Below are 24,013 nucleotides of genomic sequence, written 5' to 3' on the forward strand. Positions count from 1 at the left end.
CCTCCATTTATAATAAAATCCCTTACCTAATTCGATCCATTTTACCGAAAGAAAAATAGACGTAGTCTAAAAAGAAGTAGAGTTCTACTTTTGTGGCGATGAAAATTATCTACCCAAGTATAATCACACTTCTGCTTTCTACCTCTTTTTTATTTGCAAATGATAAGAAAGGAAAAAATGAGAAAGAGTTTGGCCTAGAGGTCAGCTCCTCAAATGCTATGATGACTATAGATGGAGTCATCAATATGGAGGAATGGGGAGAAACTGCCATTATCAAAAACTTTATTCAGCAAATCCCCAAAGAAGGCCTACCTGCTACTGAAAATACAGAAGTAAGACTGAAATATGACGAAGATTTTCTTTATGTAGCAGCAACATTATATACCAAAACTACTGGAGATTATGTTGTATCCTCCTTGAAGAGAGACTTTGAATTCGATCAAAATGATGCCTTTGCAATCGTAATTGGCCCCTATGATGATGGGAACAATGGTTTTATGTTTGCTGTGTCTCCTTTCAATATTCAAATGGAAGGGTTGGTCAATAGTGGAGATCGTGTATCTAGTGTTTGGGATAACAAATGGTTTTCTGAAGTAAAAGGTATGAAGATCGCTGGGAAGTAGAAATGGCGATTCCATTCAAAACGCTCCGCTACACAGAAGGATCAGAATACTGGAAAGTCAATTTTATAAGAAATGACAGAAAAAACTTTGAGCAATCCTCTTGGGTTCCTGTTCCATTGAATCAAAGAATCGGGAGCTTAGCTTTCACAGGCTATCTCAATTGGGACAAACCTCTCAAAAAACCAGGATCAAATATTGCACTGATACCTTACGCAGCGACCAATGCTTCCAAAGATTATCAAACAAGTGAATCTATCGCAACAGGATTCAATGCTGGGTTGGATGCGAAAATTGCGGTAACTCCATCCTTGAATTTAGATCTAACCTTCAATCCGGATTTTTCGACTGTTGAAGTAGATCAACAACAAACCAACCTCAATCGCTTCGAGCTTTTCTTTCCAGAAAGAAGACAATTTTTCTTAGAAAATGCCGACTTGTTTGGTGATTATGGATTTAGAAATATCAGACCTTTTTTCTCAAGAAGAATAGGCATTGCTACAGATAGTTTGGGAAGAAGCTCCAACAATCGTATCCTTTATGGAGCAAGGCTCAACGGAAATGTTAATGACAACATGAGGGTTGGTCTTTTGAATATGCAAACTGCTACTGAAGATGAAGTAGGCTACCCAGGACAAAACTACACTGTGGCTACAGTTCAGCAAAAATTATTTAGCAGATCCAATATTGCAGCCATTTTTGTCAATAGACAGACTACGGGACAAGTTGGAGATTCCAACCCGATCGCTGATTACAATCGCGTTTTAGGATTAGATTATAATTTAGCTTCCAAAGACAATAAATGGACAGGAAAATTCTTTTATCACCAATCTTTCAGTCCTAATCAGGCTGGAGATAAAAAAGCACATGCGAGTTATCTGGACTACAATACTAAAACATGGAAAGTCCAATGGAATCATGAATATGTTGGAGATTCTTTCAATGCGGAAGTAGGTTATGTTCCAAGAAGATCTTATTGGAGATTGGAACCAAGTGTCCTTTACAGACATGTAATTGACAGTGATAAAATCTTTCAGCAGACTTTTCAGGTGCGATACGACATGTATTCTAACGATGATTTGACACTTAAAACGGATGAAACAATTTCATTCATCTATAGGCTTTATTTTAAAAACACATCTACCCTTCAATACAGGATTTTCAATGAATATATTTATCTCTTTAATTCTTTTGACCCAACTCGATCGGGAGGTGAAAGATTGGCTGCTGGCACGGATTATTCCTACTTGAGGACAGGAATAACCTATACATCTGATCGTCGAAAATTATTTAACTATTCGGCGACGACTTATTATGGAGGCTTTTTTAATGGAACAAGGGCTTTTGTCAACACTAATTTAAATTATAGATTCCAACCTTATGGAAATATTTCAATGTTTGCAGAGTACAATAAAATAGAGCTCCCCCGACCTTACAGTTCAGGAAATTTATGGTTAGTAGGACCTAGAGCTGAAGTATCTTTTACGGATAAATTATTTTTGAGCACCTTTGTACAATACAACAGTCAGATAGAAAACATTAACATCAACGCACGTTTTCAATGGAGATTCAAACCAGTTTCCGATTTGTTTGTTGTCTATACTGATAATTATCATCCAGAAAGCTTACAAATTAAAAACCGTGCATTAATTTTGAAGCTTACCTATTGGATTAACGTGTAAAGGAAAAGCGGGAATGTTTAATTTATTCAAAAAGAAAAAATCAGAGCCTTCAAAAGGCGATCAATATTTATCCCTTAAAGTAAGAGAAGTAGTCAAAGAAACACCTGATACGGTGAGTATTTTCTTTGAACAGCCTGAGCCTTATCTAGAATACAAGCCAGGTCAATTTATTACTGTGATCTTAGAAATAAATGGAAAAGAAGAAAGAAGATCTTATAGCCTTTGTACTTCCCCATTTGTGGATCCATATCCAGGAATTACGGTTAAGCGTGTAGATGGAGGAATTGTCTCAAACTACCTTAATGACCACATTAGACCTGGTAAAACCATAGACATCATGAAGCCTATGGGGAAATTCACAACCACTTTTCACTCCAAAAACAAGACGCATTATATAATGGTCGCTGGAGGTAGTGGAATTACTCCCATCATGGGCATCAGCAAGTCTATTCTCGTCAACGAGCCAGATTCAAAAGTGACCCTACTTTTCTGCTCCAGAAATGAAGATCAAATTATCTTCAAAAAAGAGTTTGAGCAGCTGAAAGAAAAATATCCTGAAAAACTAGAAATCATCCATAACCTCAGTCAGCCAGGTCCAACTTGGTCAGGAATGAAAGGAAGGTTAGACTCCATCAAACTCAAGGAAGTATTGAGTTGGAGTGAACACAAGGGAGCCGAAAGTTTAAAATATTTCGTCTGTGGACCTGAAGGGTTGATGACCACCACCCTGAACACATTCAAAGAGTTGGATATCCCAACTGACTTGATTTATGAAGAGAGTTTCTATACTGATTTAGATGCGAAAGAAACTGCTTTAAAGGCCAGTGGTGAAATGTCACCTTCTCTCACAAGAGAAATTACTGTAAACGTAGAGGGACAAGACTACACTTATGAAGTTGCTCCAGAAAAAACGATTTTAGAAGCTGGTCTCGATAGCAATATTGACATGCCATATAGTTGTCAGAGTGGTTTATGTACAGCATGTCGCGGCAGGTTGGTTTCAGGAAAAGTAGACATGATTGAAGATGCCGGGCTGAGTGAAAGTGAAATTGCAGAAGGATATATTCTCTGCTGTTCTTCAAAACCTGCGAGCAGCGATATCAAAATCATCATAGAATAAGAAATCTTGGAAAAAGACCCGATCAGAATTACCTACGAAAAATTGGAACGGAACACGTTGATTTTAATCGCTTGTTCTATTCCTTTTTTTGCAGTAGTATATCTCTATTCTCAAAGTGAGTCCATTACCCGAACTTCGTACAATCTGCCGGAAATAGCCGATTTTATTTTGTTGGGTTTGATTTACGTGTTGTTGGCTTTTCATTATTGGAATTTCCACAATGCCATCAAAAGTATTCTTGTCCTCAATCCTGATCTGGAAACCAAAATTACACTTTACGAACAGGCTACGATTCGTAGATTTTGGATTTTGTTATTGAGTAGTATTCTTTGTCCTTTGGGTTTGTTACTTTTTGAAAATAATGGTTATATCATAGCTTATGCTTTAACATTGGTGTTTTTATCATTAGGCAAGCCTACTCCTGATCGGATAGTTAGGTTGCTGAGATTAAAAGGTGAGGAAAAAGAAAGAGTGATTAGGATTAAGACGAGAGAAGGGTAGAATTGAGACGCAAGATGCAAGACATAAGACGTAAGAAAAAAGAGTTAAGAAGTAAGATGCAGGATTTGGCATTCAATTTTTAAGAGTTTCAACTTTTGGGAAAAAGAGACCATCATCTTTAATCCAAATACCGCGAAGTGCCTTATTTTGAAGAAAGGGTTAAACTTCTCAATAGCCATGGGTTAAACCCATGGTGAAACGAGACAATAATCCACAAAAACAACCCTGAAAGAGTTTAGTTTTTCTTTCATGTATATAGCAGTTTTTCCTAAAATTCGGATTGACTGTTTTTTAGTTTACATCCTTATTTTTGAAGATCCATTGTTGATTTGAAGGGTTTTACCTTTTGAGTTGTTTCCTACTCTCAATGATCCTGATGATGCTTTCAATTAAAGTATTAAACCAAAACTCAATGCATTTACCCTAGGACCTTTGTCTGTTTCGAAAAATTCGTTGAGGTCATAATTGACATACAAATCAACATTCGAAATACCTAGTGTTACTCTACCACCATATCTGAAATTGTTTGCATACATATTTGACCTTTCGAAGATTTTGCGTGACCGGCCATCTTGATCATCATAAACAAATTTGCCTCTACCTCCGATTCTTAGTCCTGCATAAGGACCGATTCCAAATCTAAATTTACCATCACTGCTATGAAAAGTGGGAATCAAACTTAAATTTACATAAGAAGCGGAAATTTTTGATTTGGTACCTGTTCCATCTGTGAAATCCTGAAACTCTATCTCTTGTGCTGTTTTTAAAGCGATTAGATTTCTTTCTTCAAACTTGAAATTATACCAACTCACTCCCAAGGCAGGGTTTAAAGAAAAGTTATTCCCCATCTTGTATTGTCTTTGGAAATTGATCCCTACATTCCAGCTTCCCCATGGTTTGACAACTGGAGCTGAATCATCATTTATCCAAGTGTTGATACCCAAATCTAAGTTGAGTGATCTTTCAAAGGCTCGTTTTTCCTTTCCATCAAACTGCATATCCCCGTCTTCAGATTCTAATGTGAAGGTCTTATCACTGTACTTTTCATAGTGCCATTCAGAGCCAAACATTTTAAAATCTTTGGTTTTCACTATTTCCTTTTTCTTCTCAGTTCCTTCTTCTTGTGCAACTGTCACTCCTGAGCAAAATAATCCCAGGCTAACCAATAATAGTAGCTTTTTCATCTGTTAAAATTTAAAATGTTGTTCTTCTAGTTATTAAAATATTACTCCAAATGTAATTGGATGAAGTTCTGGACCTTTTCCATCTTGAAAGAGGGTGTTCATGTCGTAGGTACTAAAGAAATTAAATCTCCCTACTCCCACTTCACCTCTCACGCCATAGCGCAAATTATTTAAATAAATCCCGGTGTTTTGTTTGTCTTTTCTAAGTCCTCCGCCATCTAATTCACGGTAAACAAACTTGCTTCTACCACCTAATCTGTAGCCGATATAAGGACCTGCTGCAAGCCTTACTCCTCTTCGGCCATTATCATTCATTTTTCCAAAATCTATTTTCAGAAGGGTTTGAGCGGTTAGATAAGAAGCGGAAATCTTGCTTTTGAATCCGTTAACGTCAGTTCTCTGAAGAAAATCAATCTCTTCATCTCCACGAACTGCTTGAAAGTCACGGTTCTCAAATTTGAAATTATACCACTGAAAACCTATGCCAAAGTCCCAGTAAAAACCTTTTGCCAATCTCTGAGAAGCCATCCAGTTTAAACCTACATTCCAACTTCCCCAGCCTTTGGTTGCATAAGGATCACTGGATGATGGGAAATTTCCGGTTCCGTCCAAGTAGGTGTTGATTCCCAAATCTGTATTGAAGTAGGTTCTGAAAGGAGGATCTTTTCTCTTTTTCTCCGAAGACTCAACTTTCACTTTTGTGTTACCACTGGATTCATCGACAATCACTTTTATTCTGCCTACCGAAACTTCCGTTTCTGCCCCATTTTCGTTGACTCTGACAATTTCTTTACTTCCTGATTTACTTTGGATTTCTACCACTGTCAATTCCCCTGTTTCTTCATTCAGTTTCAAGTCCAGCTCTTTGACGATTTGATTGATATCCATTTTCTTCAATCGTTCAAAATCTTCTTTATTTTCAACGATTAGGACTATCTTTCCTGATTTCCCAAATTCTACGATGATACTGTCCTTCTCAGCGTGGGGCACTTCAAGATGGCTTCCAAAAGCGAAATTCACGATGGCCATCAAACTAAATAATAACAAATATTTTTTCATGATCTTAGTTTCAAATCGGTTATTTACTTCTTTCTTTTCTGGAGGTAATCGAGGCAAAGAGATTGTTTTTCGCATCCTGCAGGTCTGCAAATCCCTGATCTACTTTATTCAATAAGCCACCTATTTTTTCTACTTTATTTTCAATTTCATCTATTAAACCAGGTTTATCAGGTTCTGAAGCATCTATGCCTTTTCCGATAATTGTGATTTTGTAATCTATCTCTTCTTTGACTTCATCAGCAACGGGTTGATTAATAGCCACTGCTTCATTAAAATCAAGTTCTGGGATTTCTAATTCAGGCAAAGCAACTACTACTTCTGTTTTTTCTATAGGTTTGATTTCAGCGATAAACTCCTGTTTTTTCACCTCTTCAATTTTCCTGACATCAACTTTTTGTTTGCTCGTTTTTTCTACATTTTGTGGAATAACCTGTTGCTTTTGAATTTCATTTGATCTTAGAGTTTCTTTTTTTTCTTCAATGACCAGCTCCTCTTGGTTTAAAACTGTTTTTTCAGATTTTTCGATAACTTCTGCTAGCTGAGGTTGCTCTTCTTTGATGTCTTCTTTTGCAATAAACCAAGCGATATAACCTACTCCAAGTAGCAAGATGATTGAAGCGGCTATCCTTAATAATGGAAAATATGCTGCTTTTTCCTTCTTATTTAATTTCCCTTCCAGTCTTTCCCAAGCCAGTGATGAAGGTTTGATTTCGTGATTTGAGAGTTTGCTTTTAAACAAATCATCAAATTTTTTATCTTCATTAGCCATTGATTCTCCTTTCTTTAAGTTGTTGTGAGGCTATTTTTTGTTTCAATAAGTTTCTTCCCCTGTTCAATTGTGATTTGGATGTGCTTTCTGTAATTCCAAGCAAATCGCCAATCTCAGCGTGGCTGTATCCTTCAATTGCATAGAGGTTGAAAACCGTTCTGTAACCTATTGGTAAATCTTCGACCAAGTCCATCAATTCATCTGCTTCCAAATTATTGAGTTCATAATGTTGATTAGATAAATCTGAGACATTGTCCACGTTGACTTCCATGTTGAGGCTTTTGTTATTCCTCAAAGTGAGCAAAGCCTGCGTAACAATGATTCTTTTCATCCAGCCTTCAAAGCTTCCTTTGGATTCGAATTTATTCAGTTTTTCAAAGATTTTCATAAAAGACTCGATCATTACATCTTCAGCCAAATCTCTGTCCTTGATATATCTGAGACAGATGGCGAAAAACTTTTTTGAATAAGTCTCATACAAGTGCTGCTGCGCTTTCCGCTCTCCTTTGAGACAGCCTTCTATGATCTCAGATTCATTCTTAAAAGTTTTCTTTGTAAACATGCTTTGTGCGTCTTTCAAATAGGTAGATACAGTTCATTAAAAATTGGTTGCATGAAGGTGTGAAAAAAAGTTAAAAAAATTTTCAAAGTCGATTAATTAATAAGTTAAATAGGGTCTGATTCTATCAATCCACTCTTGGCTGAAGATTCTAACTTTTAATAAATCATCAGCGGTAGTGTAAGCTCCATGCTGATCTCTATAAGCTACAATCACTTTGGCACTACCATAATTAATATAAGGATGTGCCGCCAAAGTTGGGACATCTGCTGTATTGATATTGATTTTAGTTTTTATTCCCGGAGTGAATTCAAAATACTCAAACACTCTTTCCATGACTTCAGGACTCATTCCATAAACATCAAGAAGTTGCTCAGAAGTATGCATTCCTCCAATTGCATCACGGAATTTGATAATCCTACCTGCTGTAGCCGGACCAACACCGGGAACTATTTGTAAAACAATCGAATCTGCTTCGTCAAAAGATATTTTGTTAAGCTGAGGTTGTCTTCTTTTTGAAGTATCCTGACTCATGAAATATTGAGTTTCGACCTTATGCCAACCAGCGCTTTCTAAACTATCCATCTTCTCCAAATAGATTTCATAATCTATTTGATTCCTTTTCGCCAAAATGTTATTGTAAATCACAGGTACTGCATACAAAAGTAATAAGGCAGGAACTAACAAGATAAAACCTCTAGATTCTCTATTGCTAAACCCAAGGTAATTTTTGAGAAAAAACTTCATTTTTCGAATCATGACAGTTTATTTAAAAATTCTATCAAAAGGAATAATCCAAAGAAAGCTTATAGATCGTATCTATGATCCATAAGTTAATAAGATTGGTATTATTTTCCAATATTGACGATATTTGCAACCGAGTTAGTGATAATCAAAACTCTTATTTAGATAGATTTTAAATTAAAATCTGATTATCCAAAATATTCTTTTTCTACATATTATAAATTAAATTTGTACCCGAAAGTCAATACAAATGCAAAACAAGTTTAGAGCCATTAGTTTATCACATAAAAGTGCCCCTGTAGAAATCAGGGAGATCATAGCTTTGGACGAAGCTTCGGTTCATTCACTTTTGGTAAAATTAAAGGATTTTTTCAGTGTTACAGATACTTTGATCCTCAGTACTTGTAATAGAACTGAAATCTATTATTCACATGAATTAGATTTGAGTTCTGAGATCATCAAACTTATAGGTGTAGAAAAAGGAATCACTTCGATTATAGATTATATAGCATATTTCAAAATTTACAACGATGATAAAGATGCAATTAACCATCTTTTCAATGTTTCCATGGGATTGGAAGCACAAGTCGTGGGAGATATGCAAATCTCCAATCAAGTAAAGAGGGCTTATCAAGCAACAGTTGATTTAGACATGGCAGGTCCATTTCTTCATAGACTAATGCACACAATCTTCTTCACAAATAAGAGAGTAGTACAAGAAACAGCATTTAGAGATGGAGCGGCATCAGTATCTTATGCAGCGGTAGAATTGATCCAAGAGCTTACTTCCAATACCTTCGAACCGAGAATTCTACTTATTGGAGTAGGTGAAATAGGTGAAGATGTAGCCAAAAACATGGTTCATTTGCCAAATGCAAAAGTTACCATTACCAATAGAACTTTTGAAAAGGCCAAGGCTTTAGCTGCCGAGATGGGCTTTGAGGTCATTCCTTTCGAAAATGTGATGGAAGCCATGCAAAATTCAGATGTGATTGTTTCTTCAATCATGAAATCCGAACCTTTTATCACAAAAAATCTTGTCAAGACATTCGATATTCCAAGCTACAAGCTTTTTGTAGATCTTTCTGTACCAAGAAGTATAGAGACTTCTATTGAAGACATTCCAGGTGTGCTACTTTATAATGTGGATAATATCCGTAGCAAAGCTTCTGAAACACTAGAAAACAGGTTAGCAGCTGTACCACAAGTAGAGCAGATCATAGAAGAAAGTATTGAAGAGTTTTACAACTGGAAAAAAGAAATGATGGTCTCTCCTACTATCAATAAATTCAAAAATGCATTAGAACAAATCCGTTTAGAAGAAATGGAGAGGTTCTTGAAAAATGCTGATGAAAAAGAAATAGCGATGATTGACAAAATCACTAAAAGTATGATGCAAAAAATCTTGAAGGTTCCAGTTGTTCAATTAAAAGCTGCTTGCCAAAGAGATCAAGCTGATCAAATGATGGAAATTCTTACCGATCTTTTTGATTTGGAAAGAGTAAGTGATAAAAAATAAAAAAGTTTAATTTCTTAAAAATACTTAAAAGGATGCCTAATCAGGCATCCTTTTTATTTTGGTATGCTAATCATTAAATATCTTTTTGAATTGCAGTTCTAAAACCCTTATTTTACTCTCAAATTACATGATTTATGAAATTAATTAAGTATTTGACAGGTATACTAATGATTGCGGGAACATTAGCATCTGTATCTGTCAAAGGTCAAACATGGGAAATATATGACCACAATTTTAAGCTAAAATCAAGAATTGCTTTTGATCATATCAAGATTTTGAGTGAATCGGTTAGGGTAAGTACAGCAAATAATCAACTTCGCCTTTTGAGTAAGGAATACAAACCATTTTTTGATCTTAAAGGAGAGTCTGTATATCAATATTTAGAACCTTGGATTATCGTAAAAGGACCTAAAGGAAAAGGTGCATTTCACGAATATGGAGAAGAAATTTTCGCCCCAGAATATGATGAAATTCTATTGTTCTACACCAGAGTTCTTGCTCAAAAAGGAAATAAATTCTGGTTATATGACAGAATGAATAGGAAAACAGAAATGATTGGGGAATTTGACTTTGCTGAGCTCACAAAAAATGGTCAAATAATAGGAAAAAACACAGAAGGGTATTTCCTTCCACTTTCTCAAAACCCAAATAAAGTTTACAATCACTTGCGAGAAATCAACGAAAACTTTATCATCTCGAAAGAATCTACAGGTTTTGGCTTAATCAATAGAGAAGGGGAATATATTCTAGAACCCATTATTGATGAAATGACTTATTTGGAAGAGGACTATTTTTATGCTTACGATGGAAATCAATATATGCTGATCAAAGCCCGTGAGGAACGTGCTGATATCAAATATACTAGCTATCATAAGATTACTTTAGAAGATAACATGATGTTAGAATACATCCATGGCAAACTCCGCAGGGTAATGAAAAACGACGGTATCTTACTAGACATGGTAGGCATGGAAAAAGTCAATAAAGTTGGAAATAATAAATTTAACGTAATCTCTAGAGATAATAAAGTAGGCTTGCTAGGAGAAAATGGTTGGGAAGTCAATCTTGCCTCAGGTTTAGAGCAGATTTTTCCAGGAAGTGACAACCTATACCCATCTATCAAATCAGGAAAATATGGTTTTATAAATAAAAGTGGGAACTGGACAGTTGCCCATAGATTTGATGAAGTAGATCTATTTTCAGAAGGTTTAGCTGCCATAAAAATCCTAGGCAAATGGGGCTATGTTAATACTCAAGACCAAGTTGTCATCGAACCGGAATATGATGCTGCTGGAAAGTTCAATAGAGGATTTTCTATTGTAAAGAAGAATGGAAAAAGTCATTTGATAAATCAGATGGGAGAAATCATTGAAGGCAATGCCTTTGACCAAATCTTGAGCCTTCCAGACAATTATTTTATCACCGAAGAAGATGGGGTTTTTGGTTTGATTGATTCCGGTGGGAAAGAAATAATTGCTCCACAATTTGATGAAATCAGAAAAGAAGCTCGTGATATTATTCTAGTCAGAAAAGGTGAAAAATATGGAATCATGGATGAAAAAGGGAATTATGTACTCCCCCTATACTACAAAAACATTTTATTTGATCAAGCTTCTAAATTAATTTTGGCAGAAGACATGTACATTGCACCCGTTTTGAAAGAAGAAGAGAAGAGTAACAAAAGAAAACGAGCAGATTAAGAATATTATTTATATTTGAACTCAGCACAAAAAAATGAATATTCAACTGCATCAAAAGAAAGTGTTTTTTGCTTCAGATTTTCACCTTGGAGCTCCCGACGAAAAGACGAGTAAAATTAGAGAAGAGAAGATCGTCCGTTGGCTGACAAGTATTCAAAATGAAGCAGAAGCTATTTTCTTAGTGGGTGATATCTTTGACTTTTGGTTTGAATATGATAAGGTAGTTCCCAAAGGTTTCATTCGTTTTTTAGGAAAGCTTGCTGAATTGAGAGACAAAAATATCCCCATCATTTTTTTTACAGGAAATCATGACCTTTGGATGAAAGATTACTTTACAAATGAACTTGGAATCCCAGTCCATCATCATCCAATTGAGTTAGTCATTGAAAATAAGAAATTTCTAATCGGTCATGGTGATGGATTAGGCCCAGGAGATGAAACCTATAAATTGTTAAAAAAGGGCTTTATGAATCCTTTTCTTCAATGGATATTCAAATGGATACATCCTGATTTAGGCATTAGAATTGCACAAGCTTGGTCAGGAAAGAGCCGGATTTCTAATCTTGAAAAGAATGAAAACGACTTCAAAGGAAATCAAGAATGGCTTTGGGAATATTGTAAGGGCATAAATAATAACACACATTTTGATTACTACATATTCGGACATAGACATTTGCCATTAGAATTAGAGGTGGGTAGCACTTCCACATATATCAACTTAGGAGAATGGGTAAGTCAAAATACTTTTGGTGAATTTGATGGCGAAAAAATGTTACTTAAGACATTTGAAAAATGATAAAATTTTGGTTTTCTTTTTTATTAATTTCCTTAGTAGGACATTATTGTATCGCACAGCATCTAGTCTGGGAAAATCCTATTGAAATCAAAATCGATAACATCACTCAAGTATCAGTAGATAATCAGGGATATTTATTCGTCGTAAATCAAGAAGGAGATATACTTCAATATAATCATCTGGGAGAGTTTATAAACAATTTTTCTCCCACACGTCAAGGTAAAGTCAATCAATTAGAGGCCGCTTGGACAGTAAATATCTTCACTTTTTCCATTGACCTTCAAGAATATCGAATTCTGGATCGATTTCTAAATCCAATCGCAGAAAACCGGATACAACAAAAAGGAATCAATCTTGCAAGAGCGGCAACCCTCGGCAACAATAATATCATCTGGATTTATGATGAATCTGATTTTAGATTAAATCAATTTGATCATAGAAGAAATCAAATTTTGCAGCAGCAACCACTCAATTTAATTTTGACAAATTCCACCTTAGCTATTCAAGAAATCAAAGAATACCAAAACCTGGTTTTTATAAAAATCACTGACGAAGGAGTTTCTATTTTAGACAATCAAGCAAATTTCATTAAAAGTATTCCACTTGAGAATGGTCAAAGACTTAGCTTTTGGAAAAAAAACATCATCTCTCTATCCAAGAATAATCTAGTCATGACCGACTACTTGACAAGTGAAAAGAATTTTTATGAAATCCCACAAGAATTGGAGAAACATCAAGTAATTATTTCAAATGAAGCTGTGATTTTTTATAACAATGAGTCAGTTAAAATTTATAATAAAACGTTATCTCCTTTAAAAGCGATCTGAAACGATCAATTTTATAAAAAATTGTTAATTCGTGCTATAAAAAGCTGTAAAAATGGTTTGATTTTTGCATTTTTGCAAAACATGAACAAACCTATAAACCTAAACCAATTTTTACGCATAACGATTTTGCTCATCTTGGCAATCATGCTGGTTTTCCCGTTTGTTACTAACGCTCAAATTTTCAAGAAAAAAACGAAAGTAGAAACTGAAATTTCATTTCCTGCTGATCTCAACCGTGAGCGCGTTTCTTTTGATTTACAGCCTGACGGTATTAAAAAGTTCTCTATCGTACTTGAAAAAAAATCAAAAGTCATTACTAAAGTAAAGATTTTTGATACTCTTGGTAACCTTTTATTTGAGGATAAGATTATGCCTGAAGATGGAAATATCAAATCTTACGATTTAAGTCATCTACAAAGTCAACTGTTTGTGGTAGAGGTAGGAAACTCAAAGTACAACATAACTAAAAGTATTTATGCTATTCCTCCAGGAAAAAAAAGAGGCATTGATGCTCAAGTGAATGATTAACAAAAAGGATTAAAAAATAAAAAAGCCTGCAAAATTTGCAGGCTTTTTTCATGATATATTTTTATTTAATCGATCTCTACTAGAGTAATATCAAAAATCAAATCCTCACCAGCTAGGGGATGATTTGCATCTAATGTGATTTTTTCTTCATCTACATGAACAACCTTTACTGGCATTGGCTGACCTTGAGGCCCTTGAAGTGTCAAATCCATTCCTATTTCAGGAGAAATATTTTCTGGCACTTCTGCTCTAGGTATGTCCACCAACATATCATCTCTCTTAACACCATAAGCCTCATCTGTTGGGATTGTAACACTTTTAGCTTCTCCTACTTTCATTCCATGAACCGCAGTATCAAAACCTTTAATCATATTTCCATCACCTAAGACAAACTGAAGCGGTTCTCTATTTTCTGAAGAATCGAAGACTACTCCACTTTTCAATTTCCCTGTGTAGTGTACTTTTACCGAATTTCCTTTACTTGCTAATGACATAATATTTATTTTATTCTGTTTTGTAAAGTATCAAAGTTAAGGATTTTTGATAGGGATTAAAACCAAAGTCTAATGAAGTTACAGAGTGTCCACAACCGATCAAAAAACGTTCGTTTATGAACATTATTTTTTATAAATTCACTCAATCTGTTCATATTCAAGGGATATTCCTTGTGGCATCATTTTGAATATATTAGGTAAAAAAACAATATCATGGATAATCAGCAATTAGGAAAAATCCTCATCATCGACGATAACGAAGACTTATTGTTTGCAGCAAAGATGCACTTAAAAAAGTTTGCAAAAGAAGTTACCATTGAAAAAGATCCAAGGAGAATTCCTTTTTTAGTCAATAACAACAGTTACGATGTGATCTTATTGGACATGAATTTCACTGAAGATACTACTTCTGGAAAAGAGGGTTTTCATTGGCTTCAGCAAATCAAAGAAATAGATCCTAAAGCAGTTGTCATTCTGATTACCGCATTTGGCGATGTAGAAATGGCTGTAAAAGCCCTGAAAGAGGGCGCTTCTGATTTTGTCCTCAAACCATGGCAAAACGAGAAACTGCTTGCCACTTTAACTTCAGCGAGCAGATTGAAAGAAAGCTATGATCAAGTAGACAAACTCTCCAAAAAACAAAAGCAACTACAATCCGATTTGAAAAAGCCTTATTCAGACATCATTGGCACAAGTGCTTCTATGAAAAACATTTTTTCAATAATCGATAAAGTAGCACAAACTGATGCCAACGTTTTGATTTTAGGAGAAAATGGAACAGGAAAAGAACTCATCGCAAGAGCTATACATGATAGGTCTTTGAGAAAAGATGATATTTTTGTTGGAGTGGATATGGGTTCTATAACCGAAACACTATTTGAAAGTGAGTTATTCGGACATAAGCGTGGAGCATTTACAGACGCCAAAGATGACAGAGCTGGCCGTTTTGAAATTGCTGATAATGGTACTCTATTCTTGGACGAAATTGGGAATTTAAGTATGCCATTACAATCGAAGTTACTGACAGTCTTACAAAGAAGAGAAGTGACAAGAATAGGTACAAATAAAGCCATTCCTGTAGATATCAGGTTGATCTGTGCGACGAATATGCATGTACATGAAATGGTCATGGAAAATACTTTCCGTCAAGATTTACTGTATAGAATCAATACAGTGGAAATATTCCTCCCTCCTTTGAGAGAGCGTTTGGATGATATTCCGCTTTTGGCAGATCACTTTCTCAAGGTTTATGCACAGAAATACCGAAAGGATTTCAAAGGCTTTAAGGCAACAGCCATGCAGCTTTTGCAGCAATATAACTGGCCGGGAAATATCAGAGAACTTCAACATGCCATTGAAAGAGCAATCATAATGGCCGAGGGGGATGAACTTGATAGTAGAGACTTCTTCTTCCTTTCTTCCAAACCCACTAATGACAAAATTGCTACTCCAGCTTCATACAATCTCGACGAAGTAGAGAAAAATGTAATTCAAAAAGCGATTGATAAAAATGGGGGGAATATTTCCAAAGCAGCGAAAGAATTGGGATTAACGAGAGCATCTCTTTATAGAAGATTAGAAAAATATGGATTATAAAATTGGCTTAGTTGGTAGAATTATCCTACTTGCTATATCGTTATTTTTTCTTTCCTACTTCATTCTGAATGGTGCAGGTGTTTTTGCCATTTCTTTATTTATCATCCTGATTTTGGCTCAGACAATCTTCTTGCTAAGCTATGCGGAAAGTTCCTTCAAAAAAGTCCGTATGTTTCTTGACAACATCAAGCAAGACGATTTTACCTCTCTTTTTCCTGTAAAATTTGATGGAACAGAGACTGATGACCTACATATAGAGTTCAATGCTATTCTAGCAAAGCTAAAAGAAGATCAAGCCGAAAAAGAAGCCAATTATCAATATTTCAGATCTGTTTTCCAGCATTTAAGTATTGGGTTGATCACTTTTGAGGAAAGTGGTAAAATTCAAATTCTCAACACTGCCGCCAAGAGAATGCTGAATATTACCCAACTCAATGAGATCTCGGAAATAAAAGCAGTTAATCAGGAGCTGGATCAAGCAATTCACAATCTTCGAACAGGTGGAAGTGAGTTGATCAAAATTGCGCACCCTGACGGAATCATGCAGCTATCCGTTTATGTGATTGAATTACTGATGCGAGATGTAAAAATAAAGCTGGTATCCCTGCAAAATATCCAAAGTGAACTGGAAGAAAAAGAGATGGAAGCTTGGCAAAACCTTGTCAAAATCCTGACTCACGAAATCATGAATTCCATCGCTCCAATTTCTTCCTTGGCCTCAACCATCAAAGGAGATATTGAGCAAAAAATGGATGATGAAGCCAATGTAGAGTCTTCCGATTTGGAAGATTATTTGATGGGAATCAGTACGATCGAGAAGCGAAGTGAAGGATTGATTAATTTTGTTAGTGATTTTAGAAGTTTGGCTCACATTCCAACTCCAAAATTCCAAACCATCAATATCAAGAAGCTCTTTATGCAATTAGAGACCTTGATGCAAAATCAATTTGAAGCCAATCAGATTCTAACCAAATGTACTGTGGAGCCCAATGATTTGATCTTGTTTGGAGATCAAAATCTAATAGAGCAAGTTCTTATCAACTTAATTCATAATGGAATTCATGCCATGCAGGACGCTGTGTCGAAAGTGCTTTCCATTGATGCGTTTATTGATGAATCCGGAAAGATAATTATAGAAGTTTCAGATACTGGAAAAGGAATAGAAGAAGAAGCGCTATCTAAAATCTTCATTCCTTTCTTCACTACAAAAAGTAAAGGCTCTGGAATCGGACTTAGCCTTTCTAAACAAATCATGAGAAGACACAAGGGGAATATTCAGGTTCGCTCAAAACTTGGAGAAGGAACTACCTTCAAATTGATATTCAACGCCTAAAATAATTAGTTACAAGTTATTTGTTGATTAGTTATTAGTGTTCTTAATTTTCTCTGGTGAAATGATTAAGATAAAAGGTAGTAAAAAGAATCTCGAATATTAAGGGCTTACTAACAACTAAGCGCCGATAACTAATCCCCAATAACTAAATTATTTTTGATAGGTAAAAGATGGACCATCACAGGCTGCCCAACCTGTATTCATCAATTTATTTTCTTTTGTAAGAACAAGGTATTCTGTGTCTCCTCCACAACTCACAGCCATTCCCATATTCGTTTCAAAAGTTAATTTTAATTCAAAAACATTACTACTATCTTCTATTAATTTCATTTCATAAGTACCAAGCGCTTGAGCAGGTTCCTCGTAAAGCTGTCCATATTTATGGTTTTTATTTGAAAACTTGATGAATGTACTATCATCATTAAAAATATAGCGTTCACTGAAATTTAATTGATCTCCAGAGGTAACTTCTCCGGTCCAGCTATTTGTAACAGCAGCTATTTCCCAATATCCTAAAATATTGAAATAGGGATCTTTTTCATCTTGATTACATGCAAAGAGAGTCGCTACAAAAATCAAAAGGAGAGAAAATTTTATTTTCATAAATTTTAAATTAGAAAATGTAATTTAATTACGAAGTCAGAAGCTTCAAAGTTTAAATGAATCTATTTTATAAAAAAGCGATTTTAATATTGAGTTAACCTCCCCTTCATTTTAAAACTAAAAAAAGATCTAAACATCTCATAACCATAACATAGGAGACATCACCAATTCATATCAGCGCTTTAAATTGCAAGCAAAACTGATAGACTTTGAAAACAAATTTCAAAACAATCGTAATCTCAGATGTCCACCTTGGCACCAAAGGTTCTAAGGCAAAAGAAGCTTCAAGATTTTTGAAGCAATACAGCTGTGAAAATCTTATCCTCAATGGTGACATCATTGATGGTTGGCAATTGAAGAAATCAGGTTCTTGGAAAAGAAAACACACTCGATTCTTTAATAGAATGCTCAAAATGATTGAGCAGGAAAACACGAAAGTTTTTTATTTACGTGGAAATCATGATGACTTTTTAGATCAAATCCTTCCGCTTCAGATAGGAAATCTGTCAATTCTTTCAGATATGATTTATGAATCAAATGGAAAAAAATATTTTATCACGCACGGAGATATTTTTGATAGTGTCACGTCAAATTTTAGATGGATTGCCTATTTAGGTGATATCGGTTACACTTTTTTATTATGGTTGAATAGATTGGTGAATTATCATCGTAGAAAAAGAGGTTTAGCCTATTTTTCTCTAAGCCAATATGTCAAAGGAAAAGTAAAATCGGCTGTTTCTTACATCGATCAGTATGAAGAAGAGCTTGCTAAGATGGCCAAAGCAAAAAAATGTGATGGCATTATCTGCGGTCATATTCATAAGGCAGAAAACCGAATGATTGATGGTATTGAATATTTGAATTCTGGAGATTGGGTTGAGACGATGAGTGCATTGGCTGAAGATCATGATGGAAACTGGCAATTGATTTATTACAATGAACTAGACTTTAGCAAAAAAACAGAAGAAGTACCTACTCCGAATTATCAGATCGTAGCACCATGCAACAATCAGGATTATCGAACAGTAGCTTTCAATAAGCCTAACGATGATATATTACCACCATTCAGATAAGAAGATGAAGTTTTTGTTTATCGTTCAGGGAGAAGGAAGAGGGCACATGACACAAGCCATTGCTTTGGCTGATTTCCTCGAAAATGCTGGGCATCAAATCGTTGCCACTTGCATCGGTAAAAGCAAGAGAAGAGTAATTCCATCGTTTGTTTACGAAAATCTAAACTCTCCCATTCATCTTTTCGAAAGTCCAAATTTCGAGACTGATGCAAACCAAAAGAAGATCTTGTTGGGAAAAACGATCCTTACAAACTTTCTTAAAATTTCCAGCTTCCAAAAAAGTCTAGGAAAAATTGATGCTTTGGTTAAGGAGTTAGAACCTGACGTAATTGTCAATTTTTATGACCTTCTTGGTGGGATATACAATTTGATTTTTCGTCCAAAAGCTCAATTTTGGGTTATCGGTCATCAATACATGATTCATCATTCAGAGTTTCAGTTTGCGAAGGCCAAAGGGCTTGAAAAGCAACTTTTCAAGCTGAACACAGCACTCACTGCTATGGGAGCCGATAGGGTTTTCGGATTGTCATTTATTGTATTAGAAAATGTTCCTAATTCAAAATTCAAGGTAATTCCACCACTTCTTCGAAAAGCTATCTTTGAATTGGAAATTCAGGAAGGTGATTTTATTCTCACTTATATGGTCAATCCAGGCTATGGAGAAGAAGTAATTCGCTTTGCTGAAGAAAACCCGAAAATCATGATTGAGGCTTTTTGGGATAAAAATGGTGTAGAGAAAATTTATCAGCCATCACCAAATTTGACATTTCACCAAGTCGATGACAAACTTTTCTTACAAAAAATGGCAAGCTGTAAAGGGCTCATTTGTACAGCAGGATTTGAATCGATATGCGAGGCCATGTATATCGGCAAACCCGTCATGATGATTCCTGTAGCCGGTCAATACGAACAAGCTTGTAACGCCATAGATGCTGTGGCAGCTGGAGCAGGAATAAGTCATCATGAATTTGATTTCAGAATTTTTGATCATTACCTATCAACGCATGAATTTGAAGAGAACGAGATGCATACTTGGGTCAATTCACTTCCCCAATCTATCAAAGAAGAGATTCACGCTTTAGAAGCGAAATCAAAACACAGAGGATCAACATTTTCTCCAAGATGGAAAATTAATTTAGGAAGTGAATGGGGCTAAATATTTTGTTTTAGTTCCAAATTGACTTGCATCAAGAATTATTAATTTTCAATGTTATACGATTCACTAATCATAAAAAAAATATTAAAATTTATCATCTATTCCAAAATGCATTTACTTGCGATTAAAACGATTGCGGAATCTTTTTTTACATTTTTTGAACTTTCATATCGATTAGATTAAAAATTATCTCTTAAAAAATGGTAAATTTCGACTTGGTCATCCGCAATCAAGTTCATGAATATAGAAAAACAAAGGCTCCAAGAGGACAAAGAGAGAATTAAACGCTGGAAGAAGTGGGGCCCATATTTGACAGAAAGACAGTGGGGAACGGTTAGGGAAGATTATAGCAAAGATGGTTCTGCTTGGGACAATGTGACCCATGAGGATGCACGAAGCAAAGCCTATAGATGGGGTGAGGAAGGAATAGGTGGCATCAGCGACCATAAGCAAAAAATGTGTGTGAGTTGGGCTTTTTGGAATGGGAAAGATCCTCTTATCAAAGAAAGACTTTTTGGCTTAACTGGTAATCAAGGCAATCATGGTGAAGATGTAAAAGAGCTTTATTATTACCTCGACAGCACGCCAACTCATAGTTATATGAAAATGCTCTACAAATACCCTCAGCAAGAATTCCCTTATGCTGACTTGGTATTTGAAAATCGAAAAAGAGGTAAAAAAGATAGAGAATACGAATTAATTGATACCGGTGTCTTTGATGATGATGCTTATTTTGACATATTCATTGAGTATGCTAAAAAAGATGTAGAAGACATTGTAGGAAAAGCAACAATTCACAATCGAGGTAATGAAGATGCTGAAATCTGGGTTATGCCAACTATTTGGTTTAGAAAAACTTGGTTTACAGGTCATGAACCATTTATACCCAAACTCAGCAAAATCGATGACAAGAGAATCAAAGCTTTCACTCCAAAAAGCGGCAATTACTTTTTCACTTTTGATGGAGAGCCTGAATTAAAGTTTTGTGATAACGAAACCAATAGAGAGCGACTTTACCATATCCCTAATGAAAAAAAATTCCTCAAAGATGGCATTAATGATTATGTCGTAGAAGGTGATGACAGTCACCTCAATCCTGAAAATTTCGGAACAAAAGCAGCAGCGATATATAAACTCACTGTTCCAGCTAAAGGTAGTGTAGAAGTAAAATTTCGCATGATGCATCAAAGTGCAGAAGGTGCTATTCAACTTTGTGAGGAAATTCTTCAAGAAAGAAGAAAAGATGCAGATGAATTTTACCAGGAAATTCAAAAAACCATTGACGATGAAGACATGAGGAGAATTCAGCGTCAAGCTTTTGGAGGCATGATGTGGGGAAAGCAGTTTTATTACTACAATGTAGAAAGGTGGCTTAATGGAGATGCTGGCAGGTATATTCCACCTGCAGAAAGAAAAAAAGGAAGGAATCATCAATGGAGGCATCTTCAGAATTATGATATTATCTCCATGCCCGACAAGTGGGAGTATCCTTGGTATGCAGCTTGGGATTTGGCTTTTCATTGCATTCCGATAGCTAGAATTGATCCTGATTTTGCAAAAGATCAACTTATACTTCTTCTCAACGAGTGGTATATGCACCCTAATGGTCAAATGCCAGCATATGAATGGAATTTCAGTGATGTAAATCCTCCAGTCCACGCTTATGCGGTAGAAAGAGTATATCAAATAGACAAGAAAATGAATGGTGGAGTTGGAGATCAGGAGTTTTTAGAGAGAGCACTTCACAAACTCATGCTGAACTTCACTTGGTGGGTAAATAGAAAAGACAATGATGGTAAAAACATCTTCGAAGGTGGGTTTTTGGGCTTGGATAACATCTCTTTGATCGATAGAAGTCATGCTGCTCTTTATAAAGGGAAGCTAGAACAAGCCGATGCCACCTCTTGGATGGCCATGTTTTCGCTAAACATGCTTAGAATCTCCCTTGACCTCTGTGAATACAACAAAACCTATCAATATACAGCAACCAAATTCCTTGAGCATTTTCTTTACATTGCAGGTGCGATGAACAATATTTCAGGAGAAAATATTAGTCTTTGGGATGATGAGGATAATTTCTTTTTTGATATTTTCCATATGCCTGGAAAAGAGCCTAAAGTAATGAAGGTAAAATCAATAGTTGGGATTATCCCGTTTTTTGCAGTTGAACCGATCCGAGAAGAAATGTTTGAAAATCTTCCTGAGTTCAAAAAGCGAATGGAGTTTTTCTTAAAAGAAAAACCAAAATTAGCTTCACTAGTAACTAGTTGGACACAACCTGGGCAAGATAAACGAAGGCTATTTGCCTTATTAAGAGGCCATAGAATGAAGAGCATTCTAGAAAAAATGCTAGACTCTGACGAGTTCCTCAGTGAATTTGGTATAAGATCGCTTTCCAAATTCCATGAAAAAAATCCTTACTCCATGAGAATAAATGGCGATGTATCTACCATTTCTTATATTCCAGGAGAATCTGACTCTTTGATGTTTGGAGGAAATTCCAATTGGAGAGGACCAATTTGGTTTCCAATCAACTACCTGATTATAGAATCTCTAAAAAGATATGATTTCTACTATGGTGGAGAATTTTCTATCGAATACCCTACAGGTTCAGGAAATTTCTTAACGATGGATTTGATTGCCAAGGAACTTTCTTATCGCTGCATGAAAATCTTTATGAAAGATGAAAATGGACACCGACCTTTCAATGGAGACAATAAGAAAATTCAGGAAGATCCACATTTCAAAGATCATATTCTGTTTTATGAATACTTCCATGGAGACAATGGCAGAGGATTAGGCGCTTCCCATCAGACTGGATGGACTGGTCTTGTGGCAGAAATGATCTATAAATTCCATAAAATAGAAGAAAAGGAAAGTCATGCTACTCCCCTATTTAGAATCTAATAGACTTGAAGCGGGTTGTGATGAAGTAGGTCGAGGTTGCCTTTGTGGACCCGTGGTTGCTGCAGCGGTGATCTTACCTACTGACTATGCACATGAGCTGATCAACGACTCCAAGAAACTAAGTAAATCAAATAGAGAGTCTTTAGTAATCGAAATAAAAACAAATGCTATTGCTTGGGCCGTGGCAGAAGCGAGCGTTGAAGAAATTGACGAGATCAATATCCTCAACGCTTCCTTTTTGGCTATGAATCGCGCAGTTGAGGCTTTGAGTGTCACACCTGAACATCTTTTGATAGATGGGAATCGCTTCAAAACAAAAAATAGTACCCCACATAGCTGCATCATCAAAGGAGATGGGAAATACGCCAGCATCGCAGCAGCATCTATCTTGGCAAAAGTGTATAGAGATGATCTGATGTGTGCATATTCAGAAAAATATCCTGGTTATGCTTGGGAAAGAAATGCAGGTTACCCTACCCTAGCTCACCGAGAGGGAATCAGAAAATTAGGGCTGACGCCAATTCATAGAAAGTCTTTTAAGCACCTTCCAGAACAAATAAAATTGAATTTTTAAAATCGTAGAAGCATGTATCCTTGAGGTACAAATTTGGTCAAGGTCGTTAACATAGACAAGGCAAGTTCCGCTTGGTCTGAGACATCTGTTGGTTTCATTCCTCGAGCGATGAGAGACTGACCACAAACGTACAAATCAACTCCTGAATCCTTCAGTGCTTTAAAAACGGGCAAGTTTGGATTATTGACCCCATAAAGTTTTTCATAGTATGCATCATTCAAAATGGTAAACACTGCACCACCGTGAATGGCAACTTTAACTTTCATATTTTCATTTGGCACTCCCGCTAAACCATGAAGATTGATCATTCGGGCGATGTTATCTACCATTCTATTGATTTGCTTAGGATCATCTGAAGCAGAAACCAAATCAATAATAATCTTATATTCTCCATCAGGGTCAGGTCTTTCAGTTGCCTCCGGAATTTGATAAATCCCTCCATATCCTTTGACTATTGGAAATTGAGCGGTTTGGCCAAAAGAAAAACTTGAAAAAGCAAAAGAAAGGAAGATGGTGATTAGGGAGAGTTTGTTCATTTGGAGGTTGGATTTGAGGGTTGTATTGTGAATTGAAATTTAGAAGTATTAGGTTATTATTTGCTAAAAAAAATTGAGCTAATCTCAGCCTTTAATGGTATAAAAACTTTGATAATTTTATCAATCCATGCAC

23 protein-coding genes are annotated in these 24,013 nt (G+C 35.7%); 15 read left to right on the forward strand and 8 right to left on the reverse strand.

The window, feature by feature from the left end:
- The first annotated feature begins 98 nt into the window (after positions 1 to 98).
- The 4 genes from BELBA_RS20280 to BELBA_RS17955 are packed head-to-tail and all read left to right on the forward strand — an operon-like array spanning position 99 to position 3,923.
- Positions 99 to 623: a carbohydrate binding family 9 domain-containing protein gene (locus tag BELBA_RS20280; RefSeq protein WP_245531101.1), complete on the forward strand. Its 525-nt coding sequence runs from the start codon at positions 99 to 101 to the stop codon at positions 621 to 623.
- Positions 624 to 625: 2 nt separating this feature from the next.
- A complete protein-coding gene (locus BELBA_RS17945) occupies positions 626 to 2,302 on the forward strand; it encodes a DUF5916 domain-containing protein (RefSeq protein WP_245531102.1) in 1,677 nt (558 codons plus the stop codon).
- A gap of 13 nt (positions 2,303 to 2,315) precedes the next feature.
- On the forward strand, positions 2,316 to 3,422 hold the full coding sequence (locus BELBA_RS17950) for a ferredoxin--NADP reductase (RefSeq protein WP_014774099.1): 1,107 nt from the start codon (positions 2,316 to 2,318) through the stop codon (positions 3,420 to 3,422).
- A 6-nt stretch (positions 3,423 to 3,428) separates the two neighbouring features.
- Positions 3,429 to 3,923, forward strand: a complete 495-nt coding sequence (locus tag BELBA_RS17955) for a hypothetical protein (RefSeq protein ID WP_014774100.1) — start codon at positions 3,429 to 3,431, stop codon at positions 3,921 to 3,923.
- A gap of 389 nt (positions 3,924 to 4,312) precedes the next feature.
- Here the strand turns inward: BELBA_RS17955 and BELBA_RS17960 are convergent, their stop codons facing one another.
- From BELBA_RS17960 to BELBA_RS17980, 5 genes are all read right to left on the reverse strand, one after another.
- Positions 4,313 to 5,107 carry an outer membrane beta-barrel protein gene (locus BELBA_RS17960; RefSeq protein ID WP_014774101.1) on the reverse strand — a complete coding sequence of 265 codons (795 nt, stop codon included), beginning with the start codon at positions 5,105 to 5,107 and terminating at the stop codon, positions 4,313 to 4,315.
- A gap of 33 nt (positions 5,108 to 5,140) precedes the next feature.
- Positions 5,141 to 6,166 carry a hypothetical protein gene (locus tag BELBA_RS17965; protein ID WP_014774102.1) on the reverse strand — a complete coding sequence of 342 codons (1,026 nt, stop codon included), beginning with the start codon at positions 6,164 to 6,166 and terminating at the stop codon, positions 5,141 to 5,143.
- Between the two features lie 19 nt (positions 6,167 to 6,185).
- The gene (locus BELBA_RS17970) at positions 6,186 to 6,935 is read right to left on the reverse strand and encodes a hypothetical protein (protein WP_014774103.1); all 750 of its coding nucleotides are present in this window, start codon (positions 6,933 to 6,935) and stop codon (positions 6,186 to 6,188) included.
- Positions 6,928 to 7,497, reverse strand: a complete 570-nt coding sequence (locus tag BELBA_RS17975; RefSeq protein ID WP_014774104.1) for an RNA polymerase sigma factor — start codon at positions 7,495 to 7,497, stop codon at positions 6,928 to 6,930. The genes BELBA_RS17970 and BELBA_RS17975 overlap by 8 nt, the downstream gene beginning before the upstream one ends.
- Positions 7,498 to 7,593: 96 nt before the next feature.
- Positions 7,594 to 8,253: a ComEA family DNA-binding protein gene (locus BELBA_RS17980; protein ID WP_014774105.1), complete on the reverse strand. Its 660-nt coding sequence runs from the start codon at positions 8,251 to 8,253 to the stop codon at positions 7,594 to 7,596.
- A gap of 235 nt (positions 8,254 to 8,488) precedes the next feature.
- On the opposite strand from BELBA_RS17980, the gene hemA reads away from it, so the two are divergent.
- The 5 genes from hemA to BELBA_RS18005 all read left to right on the forward strand — a co-directional run bounded on the left by hemA (position 8,489) and on the right by BELBA_RS18005 (position 13,608).
- Entirely contained in the window at positions 8,489 to 9,757 is a 1,269-nt protein-coding gene (gene hemA, locus BELBA_RS17985; RefSeq protein WP_014774106.1) for a glutamyl-tRNA reductase, read from the forward strand.
- 134 nt (positions 9,758 to 9,891) lie between these two features.
- The gene (locus BELBA_RS17990) at positions 9,892 to 11,457 is read left to right on the forward strand and encodes a WG repeat-containing protein (RefSeq protein ID WP_014774107.1); all 1,566 of its coding nucleotides are present in this window, start codon (positions 9,892 to 9,894) and stop codon (positions 11,455 to 11,457) included.
- Between the two features lie 34 nt (positions 11,458 to 11,491).
- Positions 11,492 to 12,253: a UDP-2,3-diacylglucosamine diphosphatase gene (locus BELBA_RS17995; RefSeq protein WP_014774108.1), complete on the forward strand. Its 762-nt coding sequence runs from the start codon at positions 11,492 to 11,494 to the stop codon at positions 12,251 to 12,253.
- Positions 12,250 to 13,080, forward strand: coding sequence for a hypothetical protein (locus BELBA_RS18000; protein WP_014774109.1), 831 nt, complete (start codon positions 12,250 to 12,252; stop codon positions 13,078 to 13,080). The genes BELBA_RS17995 and BELBA_RS18000 overlap by 4 nt, the downstream gene beginning before the upstream one ends.
- A gap of 81 nt (positions 13,081 to 13,161) precedes the next feature.
- Positions 13,162 to 13,608, forward strand: coding sequence for a hypothetical protein (locus BELBA_RS18005; protein ID WP_052307668.1), 447 nt, complete (start codon positions 13,162 to 13,164; stop codon positions 13,606 to 13,608).
- A gap of 65 nt (positions 13,609 to 13,673) precedes the next feature.
- Here the strand turns inward: BELBA_RS18005 and BELBA_RS18010 are convergent, their stop codons facing one another.
- Entirely contained in the window at positions 13,674 to 14,102 is a 429-nt protein-coding gene (locus tag BELBA_RS18010; protein WP_014774111.1) for an FKBP-type peptidyl-prolyl cis-trans isomerase, read from the reverse strand.
- A gap of 213 nt (positions 14,103 to 14,315) precedes the next feature.
- On the opposite strand from BELBA_RS18010, the gene BELBA_RS18015 reads away from it, so the two are divergent.
- Together BELBA_RS18015 and BELBA_RS18020 are read left to right on the forward strand one after the other, a co-directional pair.
- Complete coding sequence (locus tag BELBA_RS18015; RefSeq protein ID WP_014774112.1) at positions 14,316 to 15,698, forward strand: sigma-54-dependent transcriptional regulator; 1,383 nt, start codon at positions 14,316 to 14,318, stop codon at positions 15,696 to 15,698.
- On the forward strand, positions 15,688 to 17,031 hold the full coding sequence (locus BELBA_RS18020; protein WP_014774113.1) for a sensor histidine kinase: 1,344 nt from the start codon (positions 15,688 to 15,690) through the stop codon (positions 17,029 to 17,031). The genes BELBA_RS18015 and BELBA_RS18020 overlap by 11 nt, the downstream gene beginning before the upstream one ends.
- Positions 17,032 to 17,181: 150 nt before the next feature.
- On the opposite strand, the gene BELBA_RS18025 is transcribed toward BELBA_RS18020, so the two are convergent.
- Positions 17,182 to 17,634, reverse strand: a complete 453-nt coding sequence (locus BELBA_RS18025; protein WP_014774114.1) for a hypothetical protein — start codon at positions 17,632 to 17,634, stop codon at positions 17,182 to 17,184.
- A gap of 209 nt (positions 17,635 to 17,843) precedes the next feature.
- On the opposite strand from BELBA_RS18025, the gene BELBA_RS18030 reads away from it, so the two are divergent.
- The 4 genes from BELBA_RS18030 (at position 17,844) to BELBA_RS18045 (ending at position 23,344) form a co-directional block, all read left to right on the forward strand.
- Complete coding sequence (locus BELBA_RS18030) at positions 17,844 to 18,707, forward strand: UDP-2,3-diacylglucosamine diphosphatase (protein WP_014774115.1); 864 nt, start codon at positions 17,844 to 17,846, stop codon at positions 18,705 to 18,707.
- On the forward strand, positions 18,682 to 19,863 hold the full coding sequence (locus BELBA_RS18035; protein ID WP_014774116.1) for a glycosyltransferase family protein: 1,182 nt from the start codon (positions 18,682 to 18,684) through the stop codon (positions 19,861 to 19,863). The genes BELBA_RS18030 and BELBA_RS18035 overlap by 26 nt, the downstream gene beginning before the upstream one ends.
- Before the next feature lie 237 nt (positions 19,864 to 20,100).
- The gene (locus BELBA_RS18040) at positions 20,101 to 22,770 is read left to right on the forward strand and encodes an MGH1-like glycoside hydrolase domain-containing protein (RefSeq protein ID WP_014774118.1); all 2,670 of its coding nucleotides are present in this window, start codon (positions 20,101 to 20,103) and stop codon (positions 22,768 to 22,770) included.
- Positions 22,745 to 23,344 (forward strand): ribonuclease HII, encoded by a 600-nt coding sequence (locus tag BELBA_RS18045; protein WP_014774119.1) that lies wholly within the window; start codon positions 22,745 to 22,747, stop codon positions 23,342 to 23,344. The genes BELBA_RS18040 and BELBA_RS18045 overlap by 26 nt, the downstream gene beginning before the upstream one ends.
- On the opposite strand, the gene BELBA_RS18050 is transcribed toward BELBA_RS18045, so the two are convergent.
- Positions 23,341 to 23,880, reverse strand: a complete 540-nt coding sequence (locus BELBA_RS18050) for a DsrE family protein (RefSeq protein ID WP_014774120.1) — start codon at positions 23,878 to 23,880, stop codon at positions 23,341 to 23,343. The two genes, BELBA_RS18045 and BELBA_RS18050, sit on opposite strands and share 4 nt — an antisense overlap.
- Positions 23,881 to 24,013: the final 133 nt, after the last annotated feature.

Source organism: Belliella baltica DSM 15883 (assembly GCF_000265405.1).
GTDB classification, from domain to species: Bacteria; Bacteroidota; Bacteroidia; order Cytophagales; family Cyclobacteriaceae; genus Belliella; species Belliella baltica.